The 22852-nt window shown below is 47.6% G+C and carries 29 protein-coding genes, 1 tRNA gene, 1 other RNA gene and 1 pseudogene; all 32 read left to right on the top strand.

All coding sequences use genetic code 11. The features are described from left to right. The first annotated feature begins 66 nt into the window (after positions 1-66). Positions 67-1092, top strand: a complete 1026-nt coding sequence (locus COP04_RS02550; protein WP_239984740.1) for a PhnD/SsuA/transferrin family substrate-binding protein — start codon at positions 67-69, stop codon at positions 1090-1092. Positions 1093-1230: 138 nt separating this feature from the next. Further along, positions 1231-2031, top strand: a complete 801-nt coding sequence (gene phnC / locus COP04_RS02545) for a phosphonate ABC transporter ATP-binding protein (protein ID WP_100486558.1) — start codon at positions 1231-1233, stop codon at positions 2029-2031. Beyond that, positions 2028-2810, top strand: coding sequence for a PhnE/PtxC family ABC transporter permease (locus COP04_RS02540; RefSeq protein ID WP_100486557.1), 783 nt, complete (start codon positions 2028-2030; stop codon positions 2808-2810). The genes phnC and COP04_RS02540 overlap by 4 nt, the downstream gene beginning before the upstream one ends. 6 nt (positions 2811-2816) lie before the next feature. Continuing rightward, positions 2817-3671 (top strand): PhnE/PtxC family ABC transporter permease, encoded by an 855-nt coding sequence (locus COP04_RS02535; RefSeq protein WP_100489487.1) that lies wholly within the window; start codon positions 2817-2819, stop codon positions 3669-3671. Positions 3672-3847: 176 nt separating this feature from the next. Then, a complete protein-coding gene (gene phnG, locus COP04_RS02530) occupies positions 3848-4294 on the top strand; it encodes a phosphonate C-P lyase system protein PhnG (RefSeq protein ID WP_100486556.1) in 447 nt (148 codons plus the stop codon). Continuing rightward, complete coding sequence (gene phnH / locus COP04_RS02525; protein WP_100486555.1) at positions 4281-4907, top strand: phosphonate C-P lyase system protein PhnH; 627 nt, start codon at positions 4281-4283, stop codon at positions 4905-4907. Before phnG ends, phnH begins: the two co-directional genes overlap by 14 nt. Then, positions 4907-6028, top strand: a complete 1122-nt coding sequence (locus COP04_RS02520; protein WP_100486554.1) for a carbon-phosphorus lyase complex subunit PhnI — start codon at positions 4907-4909, stop codon at positions 6026-6028. The genes phnH and COP04_RS02520 overlap by 1 nt, the downstream gene beginning before the upstream one ends. 4 nt (positions 6029-6032) lie before the next feature. Next, entirely contained in the window at positions 6033-6893 is an 861-nt protein-coding gene (locus tag COP04_RS02515) for an alpha-D-ribose 1-methylphosphonate 5-phosphate C-P-lyase PhnJ (RefSeq protein WP_239984737.1), read from the top strand. After that, the gene (locus tag COP04_RS02510; protein ID WP_100486552.1) at positions 6886-7734 is read left to right on the top strand and encodes an ATP-binding cassette domain-containing protein; all 849 of its coding nucleotides are present in this window, start codon (positions 6886-6888) and stop codon (positions 7732-7734) included. Before COP04_RS02515 ends, COP04_RS02510 begins: the two co-directional genes overlap by 8 nt. Positions 7735-7744: 10 nt before the next feature. Then, positions 7745-8932, top strand: a complete 1188-nt coding sequence (phnM, locus tag COP04_RS02505; RefSeq protein ID WP_100486551.1) for a phosphonate metabolism protein PhnM — start codon at positions 7745-7747, stop codon at positions 8930-8932. A 3-nt stretch (positions 8933-8935) separates the two neighbouring features. Continuing rightward, positions 8936-9565, top strand: coding sequence for a DapH/DapD/GlmU-related protein (locus COP04_RS02500; protein ID WP_100486550.1), 630 nt, complete (start codon positions 8936-8938; stop codon positions 9563-9565). A gap of 4 nt (positions 9566-9569) precedes the next feature. Continuing rightward, positions 9570-10274, top strand: coding sequence for a phosphonate C-P lyase system protein PhnL (gene phnL, locus COP04_RS02495; RefSeq protein ID WP_100486549.1), 705 nt, complete (start codon positions 9570-9572; stop codon positions 10272-10274). Positions 10275-10280: 6 nt separating this feature from the next. Next, complete coding sequence (locus COP04_RS02490; RefSeq protein ID WP_100486548.1) at positions 10281-10721, top strand: GNAT family N-acetyltransferase; 441 nt, start codon at positions 10281-10283, stop codon at positions 10719-10721. After that, positions 10718-11581: a PHP domain-containing protein gene (locus tag COP04_RS02485; RefSeq protein ID WP_100486547.1), complete on the top strand. Its 864-nt coding sequence runs from the start codon at positions 10718-10720 to the stop codon at positions 11579-11581. Before COP04_RS02490 ends, COP04_RS02485 begins: the two co-directional genes overlap by 4 nt. Before the next feature lie 239 nt (positions 11582-11820). Then, a complete protein-coding gene (locus COP04_RS02480; RefSeq protein WP_100486546.1) occupies positions 11821-12246 on the top strand; it encodes a DMT family transporter in 426 nt (141 codons plus the stop codon). Between the two features lie 31 nt (positions 12247-12277). After that, the gene (locus COP04_RS02475) at positions 12278-12976 is read left to right on the top strand and encodes a Crp/Fnr family transcriptional regulator (protein WP_100486545.1); all 699 of its coding nucleotides are present in this window, start codon (positions 12278-12280) and stop codon (positions 12974-12976) included. A 28-nt stretch (positions 12977-13004) separates the two neighbouring features. Next, positions 13005-13454 carry a DMT family transporter gene (locus COP04_RS02470; RefSeq protein ID WP_100486544.1) on the top strand — a complete coding sequence of 150 codons (450 nt, stop codon included), beginning with the start codon at positions 13005-13007 and terminating at the stop codon, positions 13452-13454. Positions 13455-13534: 80 nt separating this feature from the next. Further along, positions 13535-14227, top strand: coding sequence for a YjjG family noncanonical pyrimidine nucleotidase (locus COP04_RS02465; RefSeq protein ID WP_100486543.1), 693 nt, complete (start codon positions 13535-13537; stop codon positions 14225-14227). A gap of 190 nt (positions 14228-14417) precedes the next feature. Then, positions 14418-15113 (top strand): RNA polymerase sigma factor, encoded by a 696-nt coding sequence (locus tag COP04_RS02460; protein ID WP_100486542.1) that lies wholly within the window; start codon positions 14418-14420, stop codon positions 15111-15113. 45 nt (positions 15114-15158) lie between these two features. Next, positions 15159-15743 (top strand): ATP-dependent Clp endopeptidase proteolytic subunit ClpP, encoded by a 585-nt coding sequence (gene clpP, locus COP04_RS02455; protein WP_100486541.1) that lies wholly within the window; start codon positions 15159-15161, stop codon positions 15741-15743. Between the two features lie 181 nt (positions 15744-15924). Further along, entirely contained in the window at positions 15925-16482 is a 558-nt protein-coding gene (locus COP04_RS02450) for a biotin transporter BioY (RefSeq protein WP_100486540.1), read from the top strand. Between the two features lie 98 nt (positions 16483-16580). Continuing rightward, positions 16581-16694 (top strand): annotated as a pseudogene (gene sspK / locus COP04_RS20175) (small acid-soluble spore protein K); the annotation flags it as partial. Positions 16695-16737: 43 nt separating this feature from the next. Beyond that, positions 16738-16887: a YpzG family protein gene (locus COP04_RS19350; RefSeq protein ID WP_157800139.1), complete on the top strand. Its 150-nt coding sequence runs from the start codon at positions 16738-16740 to the stop codon at positions 16885-16887. 261 nt (positions 16888-17148) lie between these two features. Beyond that, positions 17149-17790 (top strand): Bax inhibitor-1/YccA family protein, encoded by a 642-nt coding sequence (locus tag COP04_RS02440; protein ID WP_100486539.1) that lies wholly within the window; start codon positions 17149-17151, stop codon positions 17788-17790. A 146-nt stretch (positions 17791-17936) separates the two neighbouring features. Beyond that, positions 17937-18416 (top strand): tRNA adenosine(34) deaminase TadA, encoded by a 480-nt coding sequence (tadA, locus tag COP04_RS02435; RefSeq protein WP_157800395.1) that lies wholly within the window; start codon positions 17937-17939, stop codon positions 18414-18416. A gap of 81 nt (positions 18417-18497) precedes the next feature. Beyond that, positions 18498-18590 (top strand) — tRNA-Ser (locus tag COP04_RS02430). A 21-nt stretch (positions 18591-18611) separates the two neighbouring features. After that, positions 18612-18877, top strand: an RNA gene (ffs, locus tag COP04_RS02425) — signal recognition particle sRNA large type. A 191-nt stretch (positions 18878-19068) separates the two neighbouring features. Continuing rightward, positions 19069-20775, top strand: a complete 1707-nt coding sequence (gene dnaX, locus COP04_RS02420) for a DNA polymerase III subunit gamma/tau (protein ID WP_100486537.1) — start codon at positions 19069-19071, stop codon at positions 20773-20775. Positions 20776-20793: 18 nt separating this feature from the next. Next, positions 20794-21108 (top strand): YbaB/EbfC family nucleoid-associated protein, encoded by a 315-nt coding sequence (locus tag COP04_RS02415; protein WP_100486536.1) that lies wholly within the window; start codon positions 20794-20796, stop codon positions 21106-21108. Between the two features lie 121 nt (positions 21109-21229). Beyond that, positions 21230-21826 (top strand): recombination mediator RecR, encoded by a 597-nt coding sequence (recR, locus tag COP04_RS02410; protein WP_100486535.1) that lies wholly within the window; start codon positions 21230-21232, stop codon positions 21824-21826. A gap of 77 nt (positions 21827-21903) precedes the next feature. Next, on the top strand, positions 21904-22122 hold the full coding sequence (locus COP04_RS02405; RefSeq protein WP_100486534.1) for a YaaL family protein: 219 nt from the start codon (positions 21904-21906) through the stop codon (positions 22120-22122). A gap of 215 nt (positions 22123-22337) precedes the next feature. Next, the gene (locus COP04_RS02400) at positions 22338-22586 is read left to right on the top strand and encodes a pro-sigmaK processing inhibitor BofA family protein (protein ID WP_193437443.1); all 249 of its coding nucleotides are present in this window, start codon (positions 22338-22340) and stop codon (positions 22584-22586) included. Positions 22587-22852 lie beyond the last annotated feature (266 nt).

Genomic DNA, 22852 nt, shown 5'->3' with positions numbered 1-22852 from the left:
TACTTTCACTGGCTAATGGCCGGCGGAACCACTGAGTCAGATAACAATTCTGGAGGGAATCGAAAAGTGAAAAAATTTTTGATCGGTTTACTTATTCTGACATTAGTTCTTTTAACATCTGCGTGCTCGGCAAACGGTTCGGCAAGCACAGGAAAAAAGATAATCACGGTTGTCTGGTATCCGAACGAATCCGGAGCGGACATGAAGGATTCCCGCCAGGCACTTGATAAAATCATTGCCCAGGCAACCGGAAAGAAAGTCATTGATAAACTGACAACCGATTATAATATTGCAATTGAAGCTGTTGCCAGTGGCAACGCGGATATCGGATTTTTAGCTGCCCAGGGTTATATCGAGGCACATCAGAAAAACAGCAAGGTTCTTCCTCTGGTCGTAAACAGCGGTGGATCCGGTACCCTCAAGGATGCGGTGTACTACAGCTGGATTTCTGTGCCTGCGGCTGATGCTTCTAAGTATCAGACAAATGGCCAGTACTCACTTGCTAATATCGCAGGCAAAAAGATGTCATTTGTTTCGACGGCGTCAACCTCAGGATTTATTATCCCGACCGCTCAGATTATTCACGATTTCAAATCTCAGAGCAAGTACAGTAATTTGAAGCAGTCGGATTTGACCCAGGGCGGGAAGTTCTTCAGCCAGGTTCTTTTCGGTCAGACCCATCAGGGTTCGGCCGTCAATCTGCTGACAGGAAAAGTGGATGTTGCGGCTTTCTGTGACACGGAACTGGAACGCTATGTGGATGTTGCAAGCGGCACTTTTGATAAGCCCGGCACGACATATAAAGTAAAAAGCGGCGCACCGGAACCTTTCAATAATCTTGCCGGGAAAGAATTCACGGTTCTGACCGTTACTCCTGTTCTCAATGCGCCGATTGTCATGAATACACAGACGTTAAGCAAACAGGATCAGCAGAAACTGCTCAGCACGCTGACTTCAGATAAAGTCGCGAACGATAAATCGATCTTTGCCCCGGCAAATTCAAAGGCAATGTTCTTCAAAACAGGGAAGAACGACCGCTTTCTGAAAATCGATGATTCCTGGTTTGATCCGATCAGAAAACTGTCTGAATAACCGGAGTTTCTCTCAACTTTAAGAGTATAAAAATTTCAAGGATTAAAGTGTAAGTGCAACTAGGCCTCTGGCATCGCCTAAGGGCTTGCCAATCGGCAAGCTTTCTTTAAAATTTATAAATAAAGTGAGGAGTCAGACATGGCAGCGTTATTAGAGTTCAGGGATGTCTCAAAGCGGTACGGCAATGACACTCTGGCGTTATCCCATGTTAGCTTCTCCGTAAATGAAGGGGAGTTAGTTTCCATTATTGGTCCTTCGGGAGCAGGGAAATCAACTCTCCTTCGTTGCATCAACCGGTTGATTGAAGCGACAAGCGGAGAGGTTATCTTTGATAAAACCAATGTACAGCAATTAAGCAAGGGCAAACTGAGGGGGCTGCGAACCCAAATAGGCATGATCTTTCAGAGCTATAATCTTGTGGATCGGCTGAGTGTTTTTGAAAACGTCCTGCACGGACGTCTTGGGTATAAACCGGCCTTTATCGGCGCGCTGGGGCTGTACCAAGAAAGCGAGAAAAAACAAGCTCTGGAGATTCTGAAATCTTTAGGCCTTGAGGACCAAGTCTATAAACGCTGTGATCAGCTGAGCGGCGGACAGAAGCAGCGTGTGGGTATTGCCAGGGCGCTTGTCCAGGAGCCCAAGATGCTGCTGGCGGATGAACCGATCGCATCACTGGACCCCAACTCTTCTAAAACGATCATGGATCACTTAAGACATATTTCGACCACCCTTGGCATTACTGTTCTGGTAAATTTGCATCAACTGGATGTCGCACTTAATTATGCTGACCGTATTATCGGGGTCAGCCAGGGCAAGGTTGTTTTTGACGGACTGCCGTCTGAGCTGACAGATGAGAATATCCGGGCAATTTACGGGGCAGACAGTGGAGAACTGAATCTCACCATTCCCGAGTCTAAAGAAGCGGCGCGAAAAATATGAAGCATGATTTATTATTCCGAAAAGTTCAGTCGCTGGTTATTCTTCTGATCCTGGTTGTGATTGCCTATGCGGCAATGATCATCACTCAATTTGATATTATCCAGACTGTCACCTCGATTCCGAAAGCGATCATCTGGAGTGTGACAAACTTCTACCCGAATGCAAACTCACTGGCAAAAATTCCGGATATTTGGTCAAAATTACAGGAAACGCTTCTGATCTCCATTGCGGCAGCATCTGTTGCCTCAATTTTTGCCTTTGTTTTCGCTCTGTTCGGATCGAGGGTGACCGAGATCAACCGTGTTCTGGCATTGATCAGCAGGTTCATCGCGAATATCTTCCGAAATATTGACGTCAGTATCTGGGCACTCGTGCTTCTTTTCTCATTCGGGCAGAGCTCGCTTACCGGTTATTTTGCTTTATTTGTCGCATCATTCGGTTTTCTCACCCGCGCGTTCATGGAAACGATCGATGAGGTCGGGGCGGATTCGGTGGAGGCCTTGCGCGCGACGGGAGCCAGCTACATCGCCATTGTTTTTCAGGCTGTGCTTCCGATGAGTGTTCCTCAGCTGATCAGCTGGGTACTTTTTATGATCGAAACCAATGTCCGAAGCGCCACGCTGGTTGGCATTCTGACAGGATCCGGAATCGGATTTATTTTTGATCTGTACTACAAAGGTATGGACTATAATTCGGCAAGCCTCGTCGTTCTTTCGATCGTTCTGTCCATATTAATCACGGAATGGATTTCCAATTACGTAAGAAGGGCGATGTTATAAGTGAGAATGATCAAAACAACGGAACCCGCCCTGACAGGCAGCGGATCGGTCCCGTTTACCGCGAAGCGGATCAAAATCAAATTATTGACCAGGTCTGCTCTGGCCATTCGAATTACTTTGCTAATGCTCGCTTTGCTGACTATAATAGGTTTTCTGACGTTCAATTATGAGGGCGTGAATTTTATCAAGGGTGTGTTGGCAACATTATCCAACTTTAAGGTGATATTCCTGCAGCCTTCATTTGACCATGTGACCTTTCTTGGTGCCATCGGCGAGCTGTTGATCACATTGTCTCTCGGTATACTGACGACGCTGCTTGGAGCAATTATCGCACTCTTTCTGAGCCTTTTCGCCGCCAGAAATCTGTCGAATCGGATGACGTCGAACATCGTCAAGGAACTTGTTGCCATCATCCGTGCCGTGCCGACCGTTTTGTGGGTGTTGATTTTCGCAGTATCTGCCGGCCTCGGAAGTGTGGCCGCGGTTATCGGGATGTCTTTTCATTCCATCAGTTACCTGACAAAAGCTTATTCCGAATCATTCGAAGAAATGGACAAAGGAACCATTGAGGCGCTCGAGGGGTGCGGGGCGAGCTGGTGGCAGATCGTCTGGCAGGCGGTTATTCCGTCTTCCATGACCTCGATGATTTCCTGGACGTTTATCCGCTTTGAAGTCAATTTCGGTATCGCCGTCGCTATGGGAGCCGCTGCCGGCGCGGGCGGGATCGGCTACGATATGTTTATGGACAGTTCGTATTATTATAATCTTCACGAGATGGGTGCTATCGCTTATTTTATACTGATTGTCGCGATGATCCTGGAATATGGGTCAGTAAAAATAAAAGATAAAATCAGGGCCTGACCCCAGGCCTTCAGTTAATCCGGCTGTTCGTTGACGCAGCCGGATTTTTATTTATGGTTCGAAAGACAAAAAAATTGACAGACAAATTAACTGTAATTTTACAAATCGTTAACTCTCGGCACTTATCAACAAGATATAGTTCAGGTACGAGATAAAAGGAAAGAAGGTTTTGCCCAATGGCTGAGATGAGTAAACGGCGCTTAAGCAAGATTCTCGTCAATAGTGATCTGCCGCTGTTGAAAAAGATTTCGGACCAGGCTGAGGCTCTGGCCGAGATCCGGGTTGAGAGAGCCCCTCAGACCTCTCTCGTGATGATGAAGGCAAAAGACTCCGTGTCGACGCAGCCTTTTTATATGGGGGAGGTGCTTGTCACGGAATGTACGGTATCAATCAACGATAAGTTTGGCATTGGCGTTGTTATCGGTGAGCAGCCGGAACGTGCCTATCGGATGGCGGCCATTGACGCGGCCTTTAACGCGGGGCTGCCGATTGTTAAGGAGTGGGGTCCGCTGCTCATCGCTGAGGAAGCACGCCTTGCCGAGCGACAGAATATGGAGAGCGCCAGGGTATCTGAGTCAAGAGTGAATTTTGACACGATGGAGGAATTCCATGATCAACACTAATTTGTCCCGTTTTGATGAAGTCCGGGATACACAAATGACATACCGGCAGCTGCTCGACTGCATGGCGCGGCCGGGAAAAATAAATTCAGTATCACTGTCCATTCAAAAAGTCGACGCGAATCTGCCGTGTTCACCGAGAGTATTCATGATGGCTGCTACACTGCTTGACCGTGAAGTCACTTTCCATCTCATTTCTCCGAAAAAAGATGAAGCTGTCCGTTTCATTGAATGGAGGATGAGAAGCCGTCAGGAAGAGATAAATCAGGCAGATTATCTTTTTATTGACTTGCGGATTGATCCCATACAAATTGATGAAATGATGGACGTAATCCGGGTAGGTACGCTTCAGAATCCTGATCAAAGCGCGACCTTGATTCTGGGCGTTGACGATCTTTCAGATCACGCGGATCTGCCGCTTGCACTCAGACTCCGGGGACCCGGCATCAAAGAGAAAAAAGAACTCTCCATTGCTGGGATGGATCCTGAGTGGGTCAGAAAGCGGCGGCAGATCAATAAGGAGTATCCGACAGGATGTGATTTTATATTCATTACGGCAACTGGGAAGATCGCCGCTTTACCGCGGACTACTCTGGTTGAAAGCGAGGGATTGTAATGGGCTATGTTGCTGTTACAGGCGGCCAGGCGGCCATTGAGACAGCCAATAATCTGACCCAGTGGTACCGTCTGAAGGATTCGGATCGTTCTCTGAAAGTCGAAGATATTGAGCACCAGATGCGGCAGCTAATCAACCGGGTCATGGGCGAGGGCGGTTTGTATGCGCCGGAGTATGCGGCGATTGCCGTGAAGCAGGCTGAAGGAGACCCGGCCGAGGCTGCTTTTTTGATGAGGGCCTATCGTTCCACATTGGCGAGAAACTACTATTCGGAAACGATCGAACCTGAAAAAATGCGTGTGATCCGCCGGATTTCATCATCATTCAAAGATATCCCGGGTGGGCAGATTCTCGGACCGACTTATGATTATACGCACCGTCTCTTGAATTTTGATTTACGGGACGAAAATCACCGGGATGCGCTGAATCAGATCTTAGATCATCTTTCGATAGACCCGAAACATATGTCTGTAAAACTCACATTTCAGAAAGTGACCGATCTTCTGCGGGAACAGGGGCTGGTCGGAAATCCGGATCCACAGGAACAGAAACCCTTTGATATGACCCGGCAGAAGCTCACATTTCCCGCCTCACGATCGGCGCGGCTTCAGGCGCTGTCCCGCGGTGAGACTGGCGCGATGACGGCGCTGGCATACAGCAGCCTGCGCGGTTACGGTGCGGTGCACCCGACAATCGGTGAACTGCGTGTCGGCTATGCTGGGGTGGCGATCGCTTACCCATATGATGAAAAAGAAAGCTTATATATCGGTGAAATGATGCTTACAGAAGTGGAAACCATTAATTCTTTTACCCTGAATGATGACGGGGCAATCACTTTCCGTCTGGGCTACGGGCTGGTCTTTGGACAGAATGAAACGAAAGCCATTGCCATGGCGATTCTAGAGCAGAGTCTGGAGACCAAAGGGAAGAGCCCGACACAGGACGAAGAATTTGTCCTCCTGCATATTGATAGTGTCGAAGCGAATGGTTTTGTTTCACATCTGAAGCTACCGCACTATATTACGTTTCAGTCCAAACTGGATGTTCTCCGCCAGTCCCGGAAAATATCTATGGAACAAAAGAAGAACGAGATGCGGGATTTCAAAGGACAGGAGGTGTGACGGAGTGGACTTTCAACTCTTGCAAACTTATAATTTTGCATTTCTGGATGAGGGATCAAAGCGCGAAATCCGGCGCGCGGCGTTAAAGGCCGTGGCCATTCCGGGATACCAGGTTCCCTTCGCGTCCCGGGAATTACCGATCGGCCGCGGCTGGGGTACCGGAGGACTGCAGCTGACCCTCTCGCTGATCGGCGACGGCGACTGCCTGAAGGTGATTGATCAGGGCCACGATGACAGCGTCAACGCCGTAAGCATCAAGAAACTGGTTCAGACGTGTACACGGATCACGACAACGACAGACTCCGAACAGGCAACGATCATTCAAACGAGGCATCGGATCCCGGAGGTATCACTTCGCAAGGATCAGATTCTTGTGCTTCAGGTTCCGGAGCCGGAGCCTCTGCGCCGCGTTGAACCCCGGGAAAAAGAAACAAAACGCCTTCACGCGGAAATGGATTACAGCAGCATCTGGCTGCGGCTGTACGAGGACATCGTCAGATGGGGAAAAATCACGATTGGTCCCGATTATCCCGCGATGGCTAACCATCGCTATATTTTTAATCCAAGCCCCATTCCCCGGTTTGATTTGCCAAAACTGAATCAGGCGGAAGGGCTCTACCTGTTCGGCGCAGGCCGGGAAAAGAAAATATATGCCATCCCGCCTTATACCGATGTGGTGCCGCTGGCTTTTGAAGATTACCCTTTTGAAACGGAACATTTTGAAGGATGTGCCTGTCGGCTTTGCGGCAGCACGGACACTTTCCTGGACGAGATCTATGATGAAAAAACAGGGGAGAAAGTGTACCAGTGTTCTGACACCGGCAACTGCCGGAAAAGGCCGGAAGGGAGAAATTCAAATGAGTGATCCGATAAATCGGCCGATTCTCAGCGTCCGTGATCTGAACAAAAGGTTCGGAAAAGGATGCGCCCATTGCCGGAAACCTGAAGACTTGCCCGGCCTGAACAATCGCTGCCCCTACTGCGGGAGCGTCTGGGCATGCATTCATGCCAGCTTTGATCTGTATGAAGGTGAGATCCTCGGAATCGTCGGCGAGAGCGGATCCGGGAAAAGCACTTTGGTCAGAAGTCTGTATTTTGATGCACCCGTAACATCCGGAACTGGACAGATCGCAAATTTTAAAGAGGGAAGGGTTAATATTTTTACAGAATCCGCCCAGCAAAAACGCTATATAAAAAACTATCTGATGGGCATGGTGTATCAGAATCCTTGGCTGGGCCTGAAAATGGATTTTTCAAGTGGAGGGAATATTGCCGAGAAACTGATTGCTGCGGGCAATTTCAATGTCCATAAGATCCGCCGGCGCGCTTCGGAGCTTCTCGAACATGTTGAAATTCCTCTGACCCGTATGGACGAGAAGCCGGTCCATTTCAGCGGCGGCATGCAGCAAAGGGTTCAGATTTCAAAAGCGCTGGCTAACAGCCCGTCGATTCTTCTGCTGGATGAAGTGACAACCGGTCTGGATTTATCGGTCCAGGCGCGGGTTCTTGATTTAATACGCAGGATTCAGCGGGAAAGCCATACGGCGATGATCGTCGTGTCTCACGATCTAGGCGTTATCCGCATGCTCAGTGAGCGTACCATCGTTATGAAGCAAGGTCGATTTGTCGAGAGTGGGCTCACCGACCAGATTCTTGAAGATCCGCATCATCCCTATACTCAATTGCTCGTCCAATCTTTGTTGTGAGGTGCAGAATATGAAAATCTATCATGGAAAAATTGTCACACCTGACCAGATTATCGAACAGGGAACGCTGACTGTTGAAGATGGAACCATTACGGCGATTGATCGAAAAGAACCGGACAGGATTGAGCCCGGCGACATCAATGCCATGGGCAGCTGGGTAATGCCCGGGATCATCGATTCACACAGTGATGCAATTGAAATTGAAATCGAACCGAGACCGACAAGCAAATTTCCGATTGAGCTTTCTTTTTTTGAACTGGAAAAGAAGCTCGCAAGCGAGGGGATTACGACAATCTTTCACGCTGTTTCTCTGATGAAACGCAACACGGTCCGGTGGCCGAGACAGAACGAAACGGTCTTTGAACTGATTGATGACATCAACCGGCTGGCTAAGGGAAGCCACTTGATCAGGCATAAGACGCATCTTCGCTACGAGATCGCAAATGTGGATGCGGCGGATCAGGTTGCCGGCCTGATCAGGGAAGGAAAGATTGATGAATTTTCCCTGACCGATCATACACCGGGTCAGGGACAGTACAGGGACCTTGAAGTACAGAGGCGCCTGCTTGTCGGACTCCGGCACTATTCGGAACAAGAGGCCGATGAAATCATCCGGGAAACGATGCATCAGGCCAAGCTGGATCCGGAAACGGTCAGGGAGCTCGCTCACCTGGCGGTTCAAAAGGGAATCCCGGTCGCTTCCCATGACGATGATACTTTGGAGAAGCTTCAGATCATTCACGACTGGAAAGCGTCAATCAGTGAATTTCCGATCACGCTTGAAGTTGCCAGAAGCGCGAAGGATATGGGAATGTTTGTGGTCATGGGCGCGCCCAATCTTTTGTTGGGGAAATCACACAGCAACAACCTGTCGGCAAGAGAGGCGGTCCGTGAAGGACTGGTCGATATGATGTGTTCGGATTATTACCCGTCCTCCCTTCTCCACGCGGTCTTTGAACTTCACTATGAGCTTGGCATAACGCTGCCCCATGCGGTCAATATGATGACATTGAATCCGGCCAGGGCAATGAAACTCAATCACAATCTTGGTTCAATCGAAACCGGGAAAAAAGCGGACTTGCTGATCGTTGCTGAAAGTGGACAGAAACCGGTTCTGCAGACGGTGATTGTCGGCGGAAAAAAAATCTGCGAATTAAGTTATCTGAATCCGGATCATGTGGATACTTTAGCGGAATAGGTGATGGATATGACAGAACACAGGCTGCTGAGTGAACAGCCAACCATCGATCCAAGCTCAACGGTAATCAACAGCCGTCTGGGCAGCTGGACCGACATAGGCCCAAATACAAAAATAGAGGAAACAGAATTCGGTGATTACAGCTACACGGATGGAGACGCGACGATTATATATTCGAGCATTGGCAAATTCTGTTCGATTGCTTCTCATGTCCGTATCAATCCCGGCAATCATCCGATGTGGCGGGTGACGCAGCATCATCTGACTTACCGGAGGATCAGATATCAGTTCGCGGGCACCGATGATGAAACGATTTTTAACTGGCGAAGGGGTCATAAGGTGACGATCGGCAATGATGTCTGGATCGGACACTCGGCGACCATCATGCCTGGGGTCACGATCGGAACTGGTGCGGTGGTCGGCGCTGGAGCTGTAGTGACAAAGGATATCGAACCTTATACGATTGCCGTCGGTGTTCCCGCAAGGCCTTTGCGTCAGCGATTTTCCGGACCTGTTATTGAAGAACTTCTGAAAAGTCAGTGGTGGAACTGGGATCGCCGCAACCTTGAAGATCATTTTCATGAACTGTGCGATGTCGATTCCTTTCTGAAATTAGTTCGTGAAGGAAGGTGATCGGATGGATGAGATACTTCGGGCGGATCAACTGCAAAAAGTTTTTACGATGCACCAAACTGGACAAAAGAAGATTGTGGGGTGCGACCAAATCAGCTTCTCAGTTCGAAAGGGTGAATTTCTGGGCATCACAGGTAAGAGCGGAGCGGGGAAATCCACAATTCTGAAGTGCCTTTACAGAACGTATCTGCCCACGGGCGGACATATTTTCTACGCTTCGCAGCAATTCGGGCCTATTGATCTGGCAGATGCGGATGAGAGAAAAATCATCGCGATCAGGGAAAAAGAAATCAGTTATGTCTCGCAGTTTCTGAATATCATGCCACGGGTCACGGCGTTGGAATTTGTGATGGAGTCGCTGCTCGAACTGGGGGAATCAGAATCTTCTGCGAAACAAAAAGCGGAACAAATGCTCGCTCATTTTATCATTCCCGAAACACTCTGGGACACCTTTCCAAGGACGTTCAGCGGCGGTGAAAAACTGCGGTTGAATCTGGCACGGGCAATGGTTCGGCAATCGAAGCTGCTTCTCCTTGATGAACCGACAGCCTCCCTTGATCAGGCATCGAAGGAAACAGTCAGGGAGCGGATCAACGAATTGAAACAGAGCGGCACAACGATGATCGGAATTTTTCACGATCTGGATTTTATGGAATCCGTCGTTGACCGCAATTATAAGCTTGAATCCGGGCTTTTGAAGGAGGTGTGACTGGTTATGGCCATCACTCGTGAATTGAAACTGGAAGAAATCGGTGACTATCTCTGCCTTTTATGTGAACTGGACGACCAGCATATCATGCCTGAAGAAGAAGCACGGGCACTGTATGACACAGTCGGACGGTATCCTTTTTATAAAATTTATTGTGTTTGTTCGGAAGACCGGATTGTCGGTACCTACACGCTGATCATTCTTGATAATTTCGGGCACGGCGGGCTGAAGATCGCTATTGTAGAAAATGTTGTTGTCGCGCCGGATGTGCGCCATTCGGGAATTGGGCAGGAAATGATGCACGATGCTATGCAGCGTGCAAGGGACAACGGCTGTTACAAACTTATGCTTTCCAGCGATATAAAAAGGACGGGTGCGCACGCGTTTTATGAAAGCCTGGGTTTTCAAAAACATGGGCTCAGCTTTAGAACGGAGTTGGGAAAATGACTATCGACCTTCACTGCCATACAAACGTATCGGATAACTCATTTTCAATTGAGGAGGTTCTTCACATTGCCAAAAGAAACCATGTCGATCATTTGGCGATCACCGATCATGACACTACAATCGGGCTCCATCAGGCAATGAATTTAGGGAAAAGCAAAGACTTGGACATTATTCCCGGAATCGAAATCTCAGCCTATGATTTTCTTCGCGACAGGCGCGCACACATCCTTGGCTTGTACATCAAACCCGGTCACCCGGCCCTGGAAGAACTTTGCCAACCGCTCAGGGAAGCGCGACAGAACGCTTCACAGGAAATGGTTGAAAAATTAATTCAAGCAGGTTACGAGATTGAGTGGGACGAGGTCTCCAAACTGGCGGAAGCGGGAACGGGGGTATTCAAGCAGCATATCATGCATGTCTTAATTAAGAAGGGTTATACGAATTCTATTTATGGTGATCTGTATAAAAAAATCTTTTCCAGAGGGGAGCCGAAGGGAGTGGCTTTTGTTCCCATCAGGTACCTTGAGGCGATCGATGCTATTCAGGCAATCCGCGAAGCCGGGGGCGTTCCTGTACTTGCTCACCCGGGTCAGTTCGATAACTTCCCCGCTGTTCCCGACTGGGTACGCGCGGGTCTGGAGGGGATTGAAGTCCATCATCCTCTGAATAATGAGCAGGCGGAGAAAAAAGCTCAGGATCTGGCCGGTAAGTATCATCTGATTCAAACCGGAGGCTCTGATTTTCACGGATTCTATACGGACACAGGGTCAGTCCCGGGATCGAGAATCACTGAACCAGCCTGGTTTGAAGCAGTGAAACTCCGGAGAGATCTTGTGCGGGTCACCGAATGGGGCAGCTGAACGTGATCCATTTGTAGGCTGCTGCGTGGCATCAGTCTTCGAACAACCCGGAAAGTGATGGTCCGAACCCCCTCGGGGCCATAATATAAGCTGAAAGGCTTCCCATGTGGAGGTCTTTTTTGCTCCGTTTTTTAATGTACAAGGATCAATGATTATTGCGTTTAGGACATATGTCCTTTTCCAAAGGTTCGGCTACCTCTTTAATATAAATAGAGGAAAACGCGAATTGAGGGGAGAAAATGAAAGGGAGTCTATTTGCTCTTTTAGCTGGAGCGTTCATTACGCTGCAGGGCGTTGCCAATACGAGGATCAGCAGGGATATCGGTACATGGCAAACGGCGGCGATGACGCAGTTTACCGGATTCACGGCGGCATTGCTTGTTCTGATTTTTGTCCGGGACGCTCATTGGAAAATGTTCCGTCAGATCAGGCCTTTATACTTATGTGGTGGTGCTTTGGGGGCAGTGATTATTTTTTGTAACGTGACGGCCTTTCAGCAAATCGGTGTGACACTGTCTATTTCTTTTCTTTTGATTGCCCAGCTGTGCCTGACTTTTTTAATTGATAGTAACGGCTGGTTTGGCGTCATAAAGCAGAAAATGGGAATGCCGCAGTTTCTGGGTCTCACAATGATGATTGCGGGGGTGGCAATACTCGGGATTTAGTGGCTTCATCATCCGGAGGTGATGCTCAGTTATGGAAGAAATTAAAGATCGTGAACAATTAGAGACTTATCTGAAAACCTGCCAGATTGAATCAATATTTAATAGACAGATCAGACCGCACCTGTCACTGTACCGTTTTAATCCGGGCGAACTTATTTGCAGTCAGGGAGATATTGCAGAGTATCTGTATGTCCTTGTTAAGGGGAAAATTAAAATTTATACAACGTCGCCGGAAGGAAAGACATTGATCCTGTCTTTTAAAACACCTCTTGAGATCATTGGCGATATTGAGTATGTGCAGCAGATTAATTTTATAAATACCGTTGAGGCGGTGTCACCGGTCTTCATGATCGGAGTGGATGATCATTGGTTAAGAAAATATGGAGACGATGATCCCCGATTGCTGCGGTCTATTCTCGAAATTATTACAAGAAAATTTCATATTAAATCCAATTCTTTGAGCTTTAATCTCATGTACCCCGTGGAGGTGCGGCTGGCGAGTTATATCTTATCCGTTTCTTTTGACGTATCTGATGATCAATTCAAGGGATGGCTGAACAGCACAAGTTTGACCGATGCAGCGAATTTAATTGGCACCAGTTACAGGCATCTGAACCGGGTCATCAGGAAGTTATGTTCAGAAGGTCTGATTGAACGGAACAAAGGACTTATCGTTGTTAAGGACAGGAAGGGATTAAGCACGCTTGCCGGACGGAATATCTATGAATAAAGGAGCATATCAGACGGGAGGAAGTTCTATGTTTTGGGGCCTTTTCATGGCGCTAATCGCAGGTTCACTGGTTGGCATGCAAAATATTTTTAACAGCAAGGTTAGTGAGCGGGCCGGGTCGTGGGCGACAACGGTATTGGTTCTGGGCCTTGGTTTTCTGGCCTCGCTGATAATCGGTCTGGTTTTCGAAGGAAAAACGTTCTTTACTCTGCACCATATGCGGCCCTGGTACGGGTTCAGCGGTTTAATCGGCGTGGGCATTGTGGTCTGCATGGTGCAAGGGGTTCGAAGGCTCGGTCCGACATACGCCATTTCTATCGTACTGACTTCGCAGCTCTTATCTGCTCTACTTTGGGATTCTCTGGGCTGGTTCGGTATGAAGCAGATTCCGCTAACGTTCAGACAAATCATGGGCGTACTGGTCATTGTCGCGGGAATTATTGTTTTTAAATTTAACGGCAGGCGTTCCACGGTATAGCATCCCTTCTCAGAAACCACATTTTTTAGTTGATACTATATAACACAATGAGTGATAATGGAGACAGCTGGAGGCAAATTTTGAAAAAATATCAGACTTTGTTGTTTGACGTGGATAATACGCTGTTGGATTTTGATGCGGCGGAGGATGCGGCCTTGCGCCGCTTGTTTGAGGATCAGAACATTCCTTTGACTGCCAAGGTTGAAGCAGACTATAAAAAGATTAACCAAAAGCTTTGGAAGTCATATGAAGAAGGGAACATAGACCGGGACAAAGTTGTAAATACCCGTTTTTCGCTTCTATTCAGAGCGTATGGCAAAGAGGAGGATGGTGCATTCTTCGAAAAGAAATACCGCAGTTATCTTGATCAGGGGCATCAGCTGGTGCAGGGCGCTTCTGAATTGATCAAACGGCTGAAGAATCAATATGACTTATACATTGTCACAAACGGTGTCTCCGGAACGCAGAACCGGCGTTTGCGTGATTCGGGGTTATACCCGTTTTTTAGGGATATTTTTGTTTCAGAAGCAACCGGTTTTCAGAAACCGATGAGGGAGTATTTCGATTATGTCTTTGCGAGAATCCCCCACTTTTCTGCGCAGCGGGGACTGATCATTGGGGATTCTTTGAACTCGGATATTAAAGGCGGACAACAGGCCGGGCTGGATACTTGCTGGTTTAATCCTGACATGAAGCACAATGATACATCGATAGCTCCTACTTATCAAATACAAAAATTTGATGAGCTGGACAGGATTCTGGATATACAGTAAAGAAGAGATTTCTTTAGGGAAGTTAATCATCTATTCCTTTTTAAATTGCATTTTCTTGGCTCTGCACGGCTTTTTGTATATGATAGAGAATACAAGGCATAAGTTTTTCAAAAAAAAGTTCCGATTTGTAACATAAGCGGATCGATTTTCGTTTATTTCACTGAAAACCCGGGTAAAGGAGGGCGGGTCCATGGACGCTCTGCAGCAGAAAAGTGATTCACAGTTTGAAACTGTCTTTAAGCCGTACATCGCGCTGATGCGCCGGTATTGCGCGTTACTCACTAGTTCCTCATGGGACGGCGACGACTTATTTCAAATTTCAATGATCAGGCTTTACAGTGCCTGGAGAAAAAAAACAGATCGGCCAATTACTAAGGCTTATCTTTACCGGATCATTTCCAGTGCTTGGATTGACGGGCACCGCAAGGTTTCTGTTGATGAGACAGTGAAGAGCTCCTTTGAAGACCACCCCAGTTCAGTGGCTGCAGAAATAAATGAAGACGTTCTGGCACAGGGTGTGAAGCGTCTGGTTAAACTGCTGACGCCGAAACAATCTCTTGTTTTTATGATGCTTGCCGGCTGGGAGATGACCCCTGCTGAAGTGGCGGAACAGACCGGCGAAACGGAGGGCAACGTCCGGGTGATCTATCACCGGGCGAGAAAAAAGCTCCGGGATTCCGGCAAGAAGGCGGCCTACGGTAAAGCCGATCAACGGGCGTTGCGTTATGCGGACGCTTTTCAGAGCGGGGATCCTGAACGCCTGCTACGTCTTTATTGGGAAGAAACTGGCGCGCAGCACCAAGCCATGCGGATGGCCGGCGGTTTGAGGAATTATTTGTCTGGCAGTATTTACAGGCATTCCGGTACCATCCGGGACGCAGCGTAACAATCTGTTTGATTATACAAAAGGTAATATACAGGAGGAAACGGCATGTCATTTTTTATACCTTATGTCATTGAACAATCAAATCGCGGAGAGCGGTCGTACGATATCTATTCGCGATTGCTGAAAGACCGTGTTATTTTTCTAGGATCGGAAATTAACGATGAAGTGGCCAACAGTATTGTGGCCCAGCTGCTCTTCCTTGCGTCGGAGGATCCTGAAAAAGATATTTCGATTTACGTCAACAGCCCGGGCGGATCGGTTTCGGCAGGATTTGCCATCCTTGATACGATGAACTTTGTCAAACCGGATATTCAGACGATCTGTGTCGGAATGGCCGCATCTATGGCGTCTATTATCCTGACGTCTGGAACTAAGGGCAAGCGCCTGTCGCTGCCGAATGGCGAAGTCATGATTCATCAGCCGCTGGGCGGAGCACAGGGGCAGGCCAGCGATATTGAAATCAGTGCAAAACATATCTTAAAAACAAGAGAAAAGCTGAACAAAATTCTGTCTGATACCTCAAATCGTACACCTGAACAAATTTTACAGGATACCGACCGCGATAATTTCCTGACGGCGGAAGAAGCAAAGGAATACGGTTTTATTGATAAGATTATTACAAAGTTGTGATGATCCAGTCACGCTGATTTTCATAAGACACCCGGAGCATAATGCTTTCGGGTGTTTTTTCGTTTGGCAATCATTAACGTTAAACGAATTATATGTTAACTAAATTAAAAAATATGTTGACATATAATTCCTCCCTTTTTACAATTAAAACGTTAACTGATTCAGAACAGGGGGAGAAAAAATGAAAACAAAAGAGCTTGTAGAAATAGCTTTATTTGCTGCAATCCTTGGTGTTCTAGGCTTTCTTCCATCGATTCCGCTGCCGTTCACACCGGTTCCGATCACACTTCAAAATATCGGCGTGTTGTTTGCCGGCATGTTTCTCGGCGTCCGGGCAGCAACTTCAAGTATGGTGCTGTTCGTGTTGCTGGTGATCGCGGGAGCGCCCATTCTTGGCGGTGGACACGGCGGGGCGGGAGCAATTTTCGCTTCTGTCAGCGGCGGTTTTGTTTTAGGTTGGGTTGCCGAAGCGTTTGTGATGTCACTGATCCTGTCTCTATCCAAAAAAACGCCGCTCTGGCTATTGATCGCTGCCGGTCTGGCCGGAGGAGTCTTCGTTCTTTACCCAATAGGAACTTTATGGCAGGCTGCACTGATGCATATTTCCTGGTGGAATGCCATCGCGATGAGCGCTGTTTTTATTCCCGGTGATGTGGTCAAAACGGTTTTTGTCGCTTTGCTGGCGTTAAGGCTGCGGGAGAGAATTCCCGGTTTGCATCGCGCTTCATCCCAATCTTAATAACCGCCCTCATATTTTTCTTGAATCTCCGCATACTAAAAGTACCCTTTTGAAAAGGAGGTTTTGCTTTGGTGGATCAGCCGGGAACAACGTTCAGCGTGCAGAATGATGAGGAATTATGGCCGGGCGCTAAAGATGAGTACGCGTCGAAGCGTGCTGATGGGTCGATTAAAGATCACCCCGGCGAACGCATGTTTTCCGCGCGTAGGAAACAGCGGGAAGATCAGAATCACGATCATGCGGAGGGACGAGCAGGTGAAAAAGAAACCGGATTTAACCAGCGAAATGATTGATCCGAATGCAAAATCCCATGCGATGCATACGAACAGCCAGATAAATGGTGAAACGCAGCAGACGCAGGCAGGTAAGATTCTGAAAGTGAGCGCCAGGCGTCATCAAAAGTAAAAACCGATGAAAAGGGCGGGAAGAGCGGCACTCGTGAAAAACGGGCCGCTCTTTTCTTGGATATTGATATTCCACACCATCGGCAGTTTATCATATTTTATTCCGATTATTTTTGATTTTCCAGAACAGAATTGTATAATGGATGTAAGCCTTTTAACATGATTTAAAAGGCTGGTACATTAAAATATATTTTCTGAATGAGAAACTTTAGTGATTTTTCTTGCGTATTATTATTACAAGCCCTAAGAAAGGATGTCGATTATGGAAAGCTTTTCAACCGAAACACTAAGAAGACCCTACTCGAAACTATTCGGTGCATTTTTTTCGGGACTATTGGCGACAACTGCAGGTGTCTATGTTGGGCAGTATGTGCCTGCAGCACTCCAGCTACCACTCTGGATTGCTGAACTTGTTCTGATCTTTATTATGATGGCTGTCAGGAAGCGTCAGTCGGTCGGTTATCTAATGATGTATGCGTTTATGTTCATTTCAGGTTTGACTCTGTATTCAGTACTCAATGTGTACACTCACATGCTGGGAACGGCTGTGGTCCTTCAGGCGTTCACAATTACGACCGTCTCATTTGGGGCAATTGCCGTTTATACGATGGTCAGCAAGCGTGACTTTTCATTTCTGGGCCGTTTTTTGTTCCTTGCTCTGATCGCTCTTGTCATCATTCCGATTGTCGGGATTTTTATCCCTTTTTCGAGCATGACGATGATGATTTATTCCGGTATGGGCATTCTGATTTTTATCGGGTATACGCTGTTTGATTTCAGCAGATTAACGGTTCATGGATTCACCGATCAGGATATCCCAATGATTGTTGTTTCTATTTATCTGGACTTTATCAACCTATTCATGTACATTCTCCAGTTCATCGGTATCGGGTCGAAGAACTGACAGAACGGTTTGCAAAAAAATGAAATGATGTGAGGATCGGGAAGTGCTGATGCATCTCCCGTTTTTTGTATGTTGCCTGAATGGCTAAAAAAACGAAACAGGTAGTTTCCGCTATTTTTGAACGAAATATAGAAATGGGGTTGGAAATGTCATCTTCAGAAGATGAGAAATATATGGCGCTGGCGATTGCGGAAGCGGAAAAAGCCGAAGCGATCGGTGAAGTGCCGATCGGCGCGGTCATCGTCAGGGATGGTAAAATCATCGCCAGTGCCTATAACAAACGTGAAACGCTGCAGGAGCCAACTGCTCACGCCGAATTGACGGCAATTCAGGAAACAAGCCAAAAGTTAGGCACGTGGCGCCTTTCCGGCTGCACGCTGTATGTGACGCTTGAACCGTGCCCAATGTGCGCCGGTGCGGTTGTCCTGTCACGTATTGAGCGCCTGGTTTACGGTGCGGCCGATCCAAAGGCAGGATGCGCCGGTACTTTAATGAATCTGGTTCAGGATGAGCGGTTCAATCACCGCGCAGATGTGACGGGCAGTGTGCTGGAGGAACAGTGCGGTGCGCTTTTGACCCGATTTTTCAGAAAATTGCGCAGCAATAAGAAGAAAGTCGCGAAGTAAGCGCTTTCCGGATGATTAATTACAAACTTGTAACGGATATTGTTTTATGTTAAACTAGTCATCGTTACGGAATTTGGCTGTGGAGGCGTACCCAAGTGGCTGAAGGGGACTGACTCGAAATCAGTTAGGGCGTCGTTCGGCGCCGCGGGGGTTCAAATCCTCTCGCCTCCGCCATTAATTTTGTTATAAAATTAGCCGTGCTAGACGGGGAGGCAGCGGTGCCCTGTAACTCGCAATCCGCTATAGCGAGGTTGAATTCCTTTTCGAGGTTTGTGCGATGTAAGGCAGCCTTGAGCACGTGGTGTTGACGTTCGGGTCCCGCGCAACGGAAACTCATGAACCCTGTCAGGTCCGGAAGGAAGCAGCAGTAAGTGAGACCTTTCGTGTGCCGCGGGGTTACCTGGGCTGAGCCGGCGGCTTGAGAAGCGCTTATGGCGCCCTGATCGACAAAAGGTGCACGGCGTTAAAATAATAAAGTACAGGGGCTATCGGAACACAGTTTTCGGTAGCCCCTGTTTTATTAAAAACTTCAACAATTTCTTATGATGGGCAGAAGAAGGAGCAACCGCAGTTCACTTCACCGTCTGTTACCGTTATAATAAATTTATACAAAATTAAAAAGCCTGTTTTCATCGGTAAAGGGGGATGAACTTTGGCTTATCAGGCGCTTTACAGAGTGTACCGGCCCCAAACATTTCACGATATTGCCGGCCAGCAGCACATTACGCAGACGCTGCAGAATGCTCTGATCAAGCAGCAATTTTCCCATGCCTATCTCTTTACCGGACCACGCGGAACGGGTAAAACCAGTGCAGCGAAGATACTGGCCAAAGCGATAAACTGTGAGCACGCGCCCGTTGCCGAGCCGTGCAATGAATGCGCTGCTTGCCGCGGGATTACAGACGGGAGCATCGCTGATGTCATTGAAATCGATGCCGCGTCCAACAACGGTGTCGATGAGATCCGGGAGATTCGTGATAAAGTAAAATACGCACCCAGTGAAGTCCGCTATAAAGTCTATATCATTGATGAAGTGCACATGCTGTCAACGGGTGCGTTCAATGCGCTTTTGAAAACGTTGGAGGAGCCTCCGGAACATGTCGTTTTTATTCTGGCGACGACTGAGCCGCAGAAGATTCCACTGACCATTATATCGCGCTGTCAGCAGTTTGATTTTCGGCGCATTCCGGCATCAGCCATCGCGGGTCGCCTTCAATATGTCGTCCGCGACCAGCATATTGAAGCGGAGGATGAGGCCCTTCAGCTGATTGCCAAGGCGAGCGAGGGCGGCATGCGTGATGCGCTGAGTGTTCTCGATCAGACAGTGGCTTACAGCGACGGAAAAGTGATGGTGCAGGACGTGCTTGATGTGACGGGCATGGTTTCCGACCGCCTGATCCGGGAGCTGACCGAGGCTCTGGACGCACATGACGCGGCTACTGCCATCAATAAAACATCGGCACTGCTTGACCAGGGCAAAGATCCGCTCCGATTAATTGAACAGCTGATTTTTTATTATCGCGATTTGTTGCTTTATCAGACTTCGCCGGATCTGGAAGACATTTTGAGCCGTCCGCGTGTGGACGACAGCTTCCGTGAGCAGTCGGAAAACACTTCGACAGACCGGTTGTATGAGTTCATCCGCCAATTAAACAATGCTTTTCTGGAAATGAAGCGCACCAATCATCCGCGCATTTTCCTAGAGATGGCCATTGTACGGCTTTGTCAATTGGCGGGCCGTGGCCTGCAGCATGAGCCGACCGCTGCCGGTCTTGAACTACTGGAAAAAAGAGTCGAGGCACTGGAACGGGAAATCAAGGAACGTCCCACACCGGCTGGGGACGGGGAAACTCTTCCAGTCCAGCAGCCTGCTGTTGGAAACAGCGGCCGCAGGACAAGAAACAGCGGGAGCATTCGGCTGCCGATGGGAAAACTCAGTCAGGTGCTTGATGCGGCAACCAAAGACGATCTGACTGAGCTCCGGTCTGCCTGGGGGGAAGTCATGTCAAAGATCAGGGTGCAGAATGTGGCTGCAAATGCCTGGCTCTTGGAAAGTCAGCCTGTAGCCAGTTCGCCGGATGGCTTTATCCAGGCTTTTAAGTACGATTTTCACTGCCAGATGGTTATGGATGCCAAAAGCCATATTACAGAAATGGTTCAATCCATTTTACAGGATGTCATTCACAAGAAAAAAATGATGTATCCTGTCCCTGAGGAAACCTGGGAAAAATTGAAACAGGATTTTATTCAGCGGTCAAAAGCTTCGGAAAAAAAATCGGGAGATCAGCAAGATCAGGATCCGTTGATTGAGGAAGCAAAGAAATTAGTTGGCTCTGATTTGCTTGATATTAAAGATTAACCTTTGGAGGCGATTTAAATGATGCGGGGAAATATGAATAATATGATGCGTCAGGTACAGAAAATGCAGAAGCAAATGGCGGAGGAACAGGAAAAACTTAAAGATGAGTTTGTTGAAGGAACGGCCGGCGGCGGGGTGGTGACGGTGAAAGCCAATGGACACAAGCAGATCGTTGACATTACGATTAAGCCGGAGGCAGTTGATCCGGAAGATGTGGATATGCTTCAGGATTTAGTTCTGGCAGCTGTGAATGATGCGCTGACAAAAACGGAGGAACTAGTCAACCAGAGGCTCGGCAAATTTACCAAGGGGTTGAATTTGCCCGGAATGTAACCTCTGAAGTTTGCTATAGATTTGTTGAAAGCGGCGGATTCCGTGAGCCCAGATGATTGGACAGTGGAATTCGCTGCTGCTTAGTTATAATTTTTTAAGCACTTTGTGGAGGTTCCTTGCCATGCAATATCCTGAACCCATTGCCAAACTGATTGACGGTTTTATGAAACTTCCGGGAATCGGACCTAAGACAGCAGTTCGTCTTGCTTTTTATGCAGTGGATATGAATGAAGAAGATGTTATGGAATTTGCTCGTTCTTTGGTAGATGTCAAAAGAAAGCTAGTATACTGTTCAATATGCCAGAATATCAGCGACCGTGATCCCTGCCCGATTTGCGATGACTCTTCACGCGATCATTCGACCATCTGTGTTGTACAGGATCCGAAAGACGTCGTAGCGCTGGAAAAAATGCGTGATTATCATGGCGTATATCACGTGCTTCACGGCGTCATTTCGCCAATGGACGGGATCGGTCCTGAAGATATTAAGATTGCAGAATTGATCCGGCGCCTGGAGGATGAATCGATAAAGGAGATCATCCTGGCGACCAACCCGACTGTTGAAGGTGAAGCAACCGCGATGTATATTTCCCGTTTAGTTAAGCCTATTGGCGTGAAAACTTCACGGATTGCTCATGGACTTCCTGTTGGAGGAGATCTCGAATATGCAGATGAAGTAACTTTGTCAAAGGCTATTGAAGGGCGTAGGGAACTGTGATCTGAGCATTGGAAATTAGAATTTGACTGATGTTTCCCGGGGTAACGGGCCACGCATTAATCTGGAGGATGCTTGCTATGTTTGGAAGAAAAAAAGGATTGTTGAGGAAGGAAATAACGGATTCGCTTCTTGAATCGTTAACACGTTGTAAACGGGACTGGATGACAAAACGGGACGTCATTGAGCCCAGTATCGATCCTTCAGAGGAAGTTATGTATCAACTGAAACTTGCGGAAACTAGGTATCTTTTTCTATTGAAAGAAGTCCGCGAACTGAAGATCCATGTAGAGAACTGATTGTTCTATTCAGGACAGGCCCCCCATATACTTTTAAAAGGCAGGAGGAATCGCTAGGTGGATTTCTTGTGAGGGAAGTGCTTTTTGTACTGCCGTCATCCTGTAATTCGCTTGATGTGACTGTTCTGCGGCTGAATGTGTCTCTGCTTAAGTCACCTTTTTGAAGGGTCGCAAAGTAAAAGGGGGTTGTTCCTTTGACTACTTTTCTGTTCGTTATGGCCGGATTTGTTGTTCTGCTCTTTTTGATGACTGTTTTCGGGACTTCCTTTCATCCTCTGCGGTGGATTGGGAGATTGGCGGTACGTTTGTTGATCGGTGTTTTTTTTCTCTTTCTGCTTAATGTTGTCGGTCAATCATTCAGTCTGCACATTCCCATTAATATTGCGACGGCGTCTGTCAGCGGATTGCTTGGGATTCCAGGTGTCGCGGCGCTTGTTCTAATCAGGTATACGACTGGAGTCTGAATGATGAGTCTGAATGATTAGGTACGGAAAAATAAATAAGCTATTGACGAATAAACGGCGGGATGCTACTATATGTCTTGCCGTGTTTTTCAAATTAAAATTAATTGTTGACAAGAGATTAAGAGAGTAATATAATATTTCTTGTCGCCGAAATGGTGATTGAAAAAAGGTATTGACTTCTTCGATACAGTATGCTATCATATAAGAGTTGCTGCTAACAAGAAGCGATGCGGAATGTTCCTTGAAAACTGAACAAAAGCCAAGCG

Origin of the sequence: Sporolactobacillus pectinivorans (genome assembly GCF_002802965.1) — a bacterium.
In the GTDB taxonomy this organism is placed as follows: domain Bacteria; phylum Bacillota; class Bacilli; order Bacillales; family Sporolactobacillaceae; genus Sporolactobacillus; species Sporolactobacillus pectinivorans.
The sequence above is the reverse complement of the archived record's forward strand: the minus strand, read 5'-3'. Positions and strand labels throughout refer to the sequence as shown.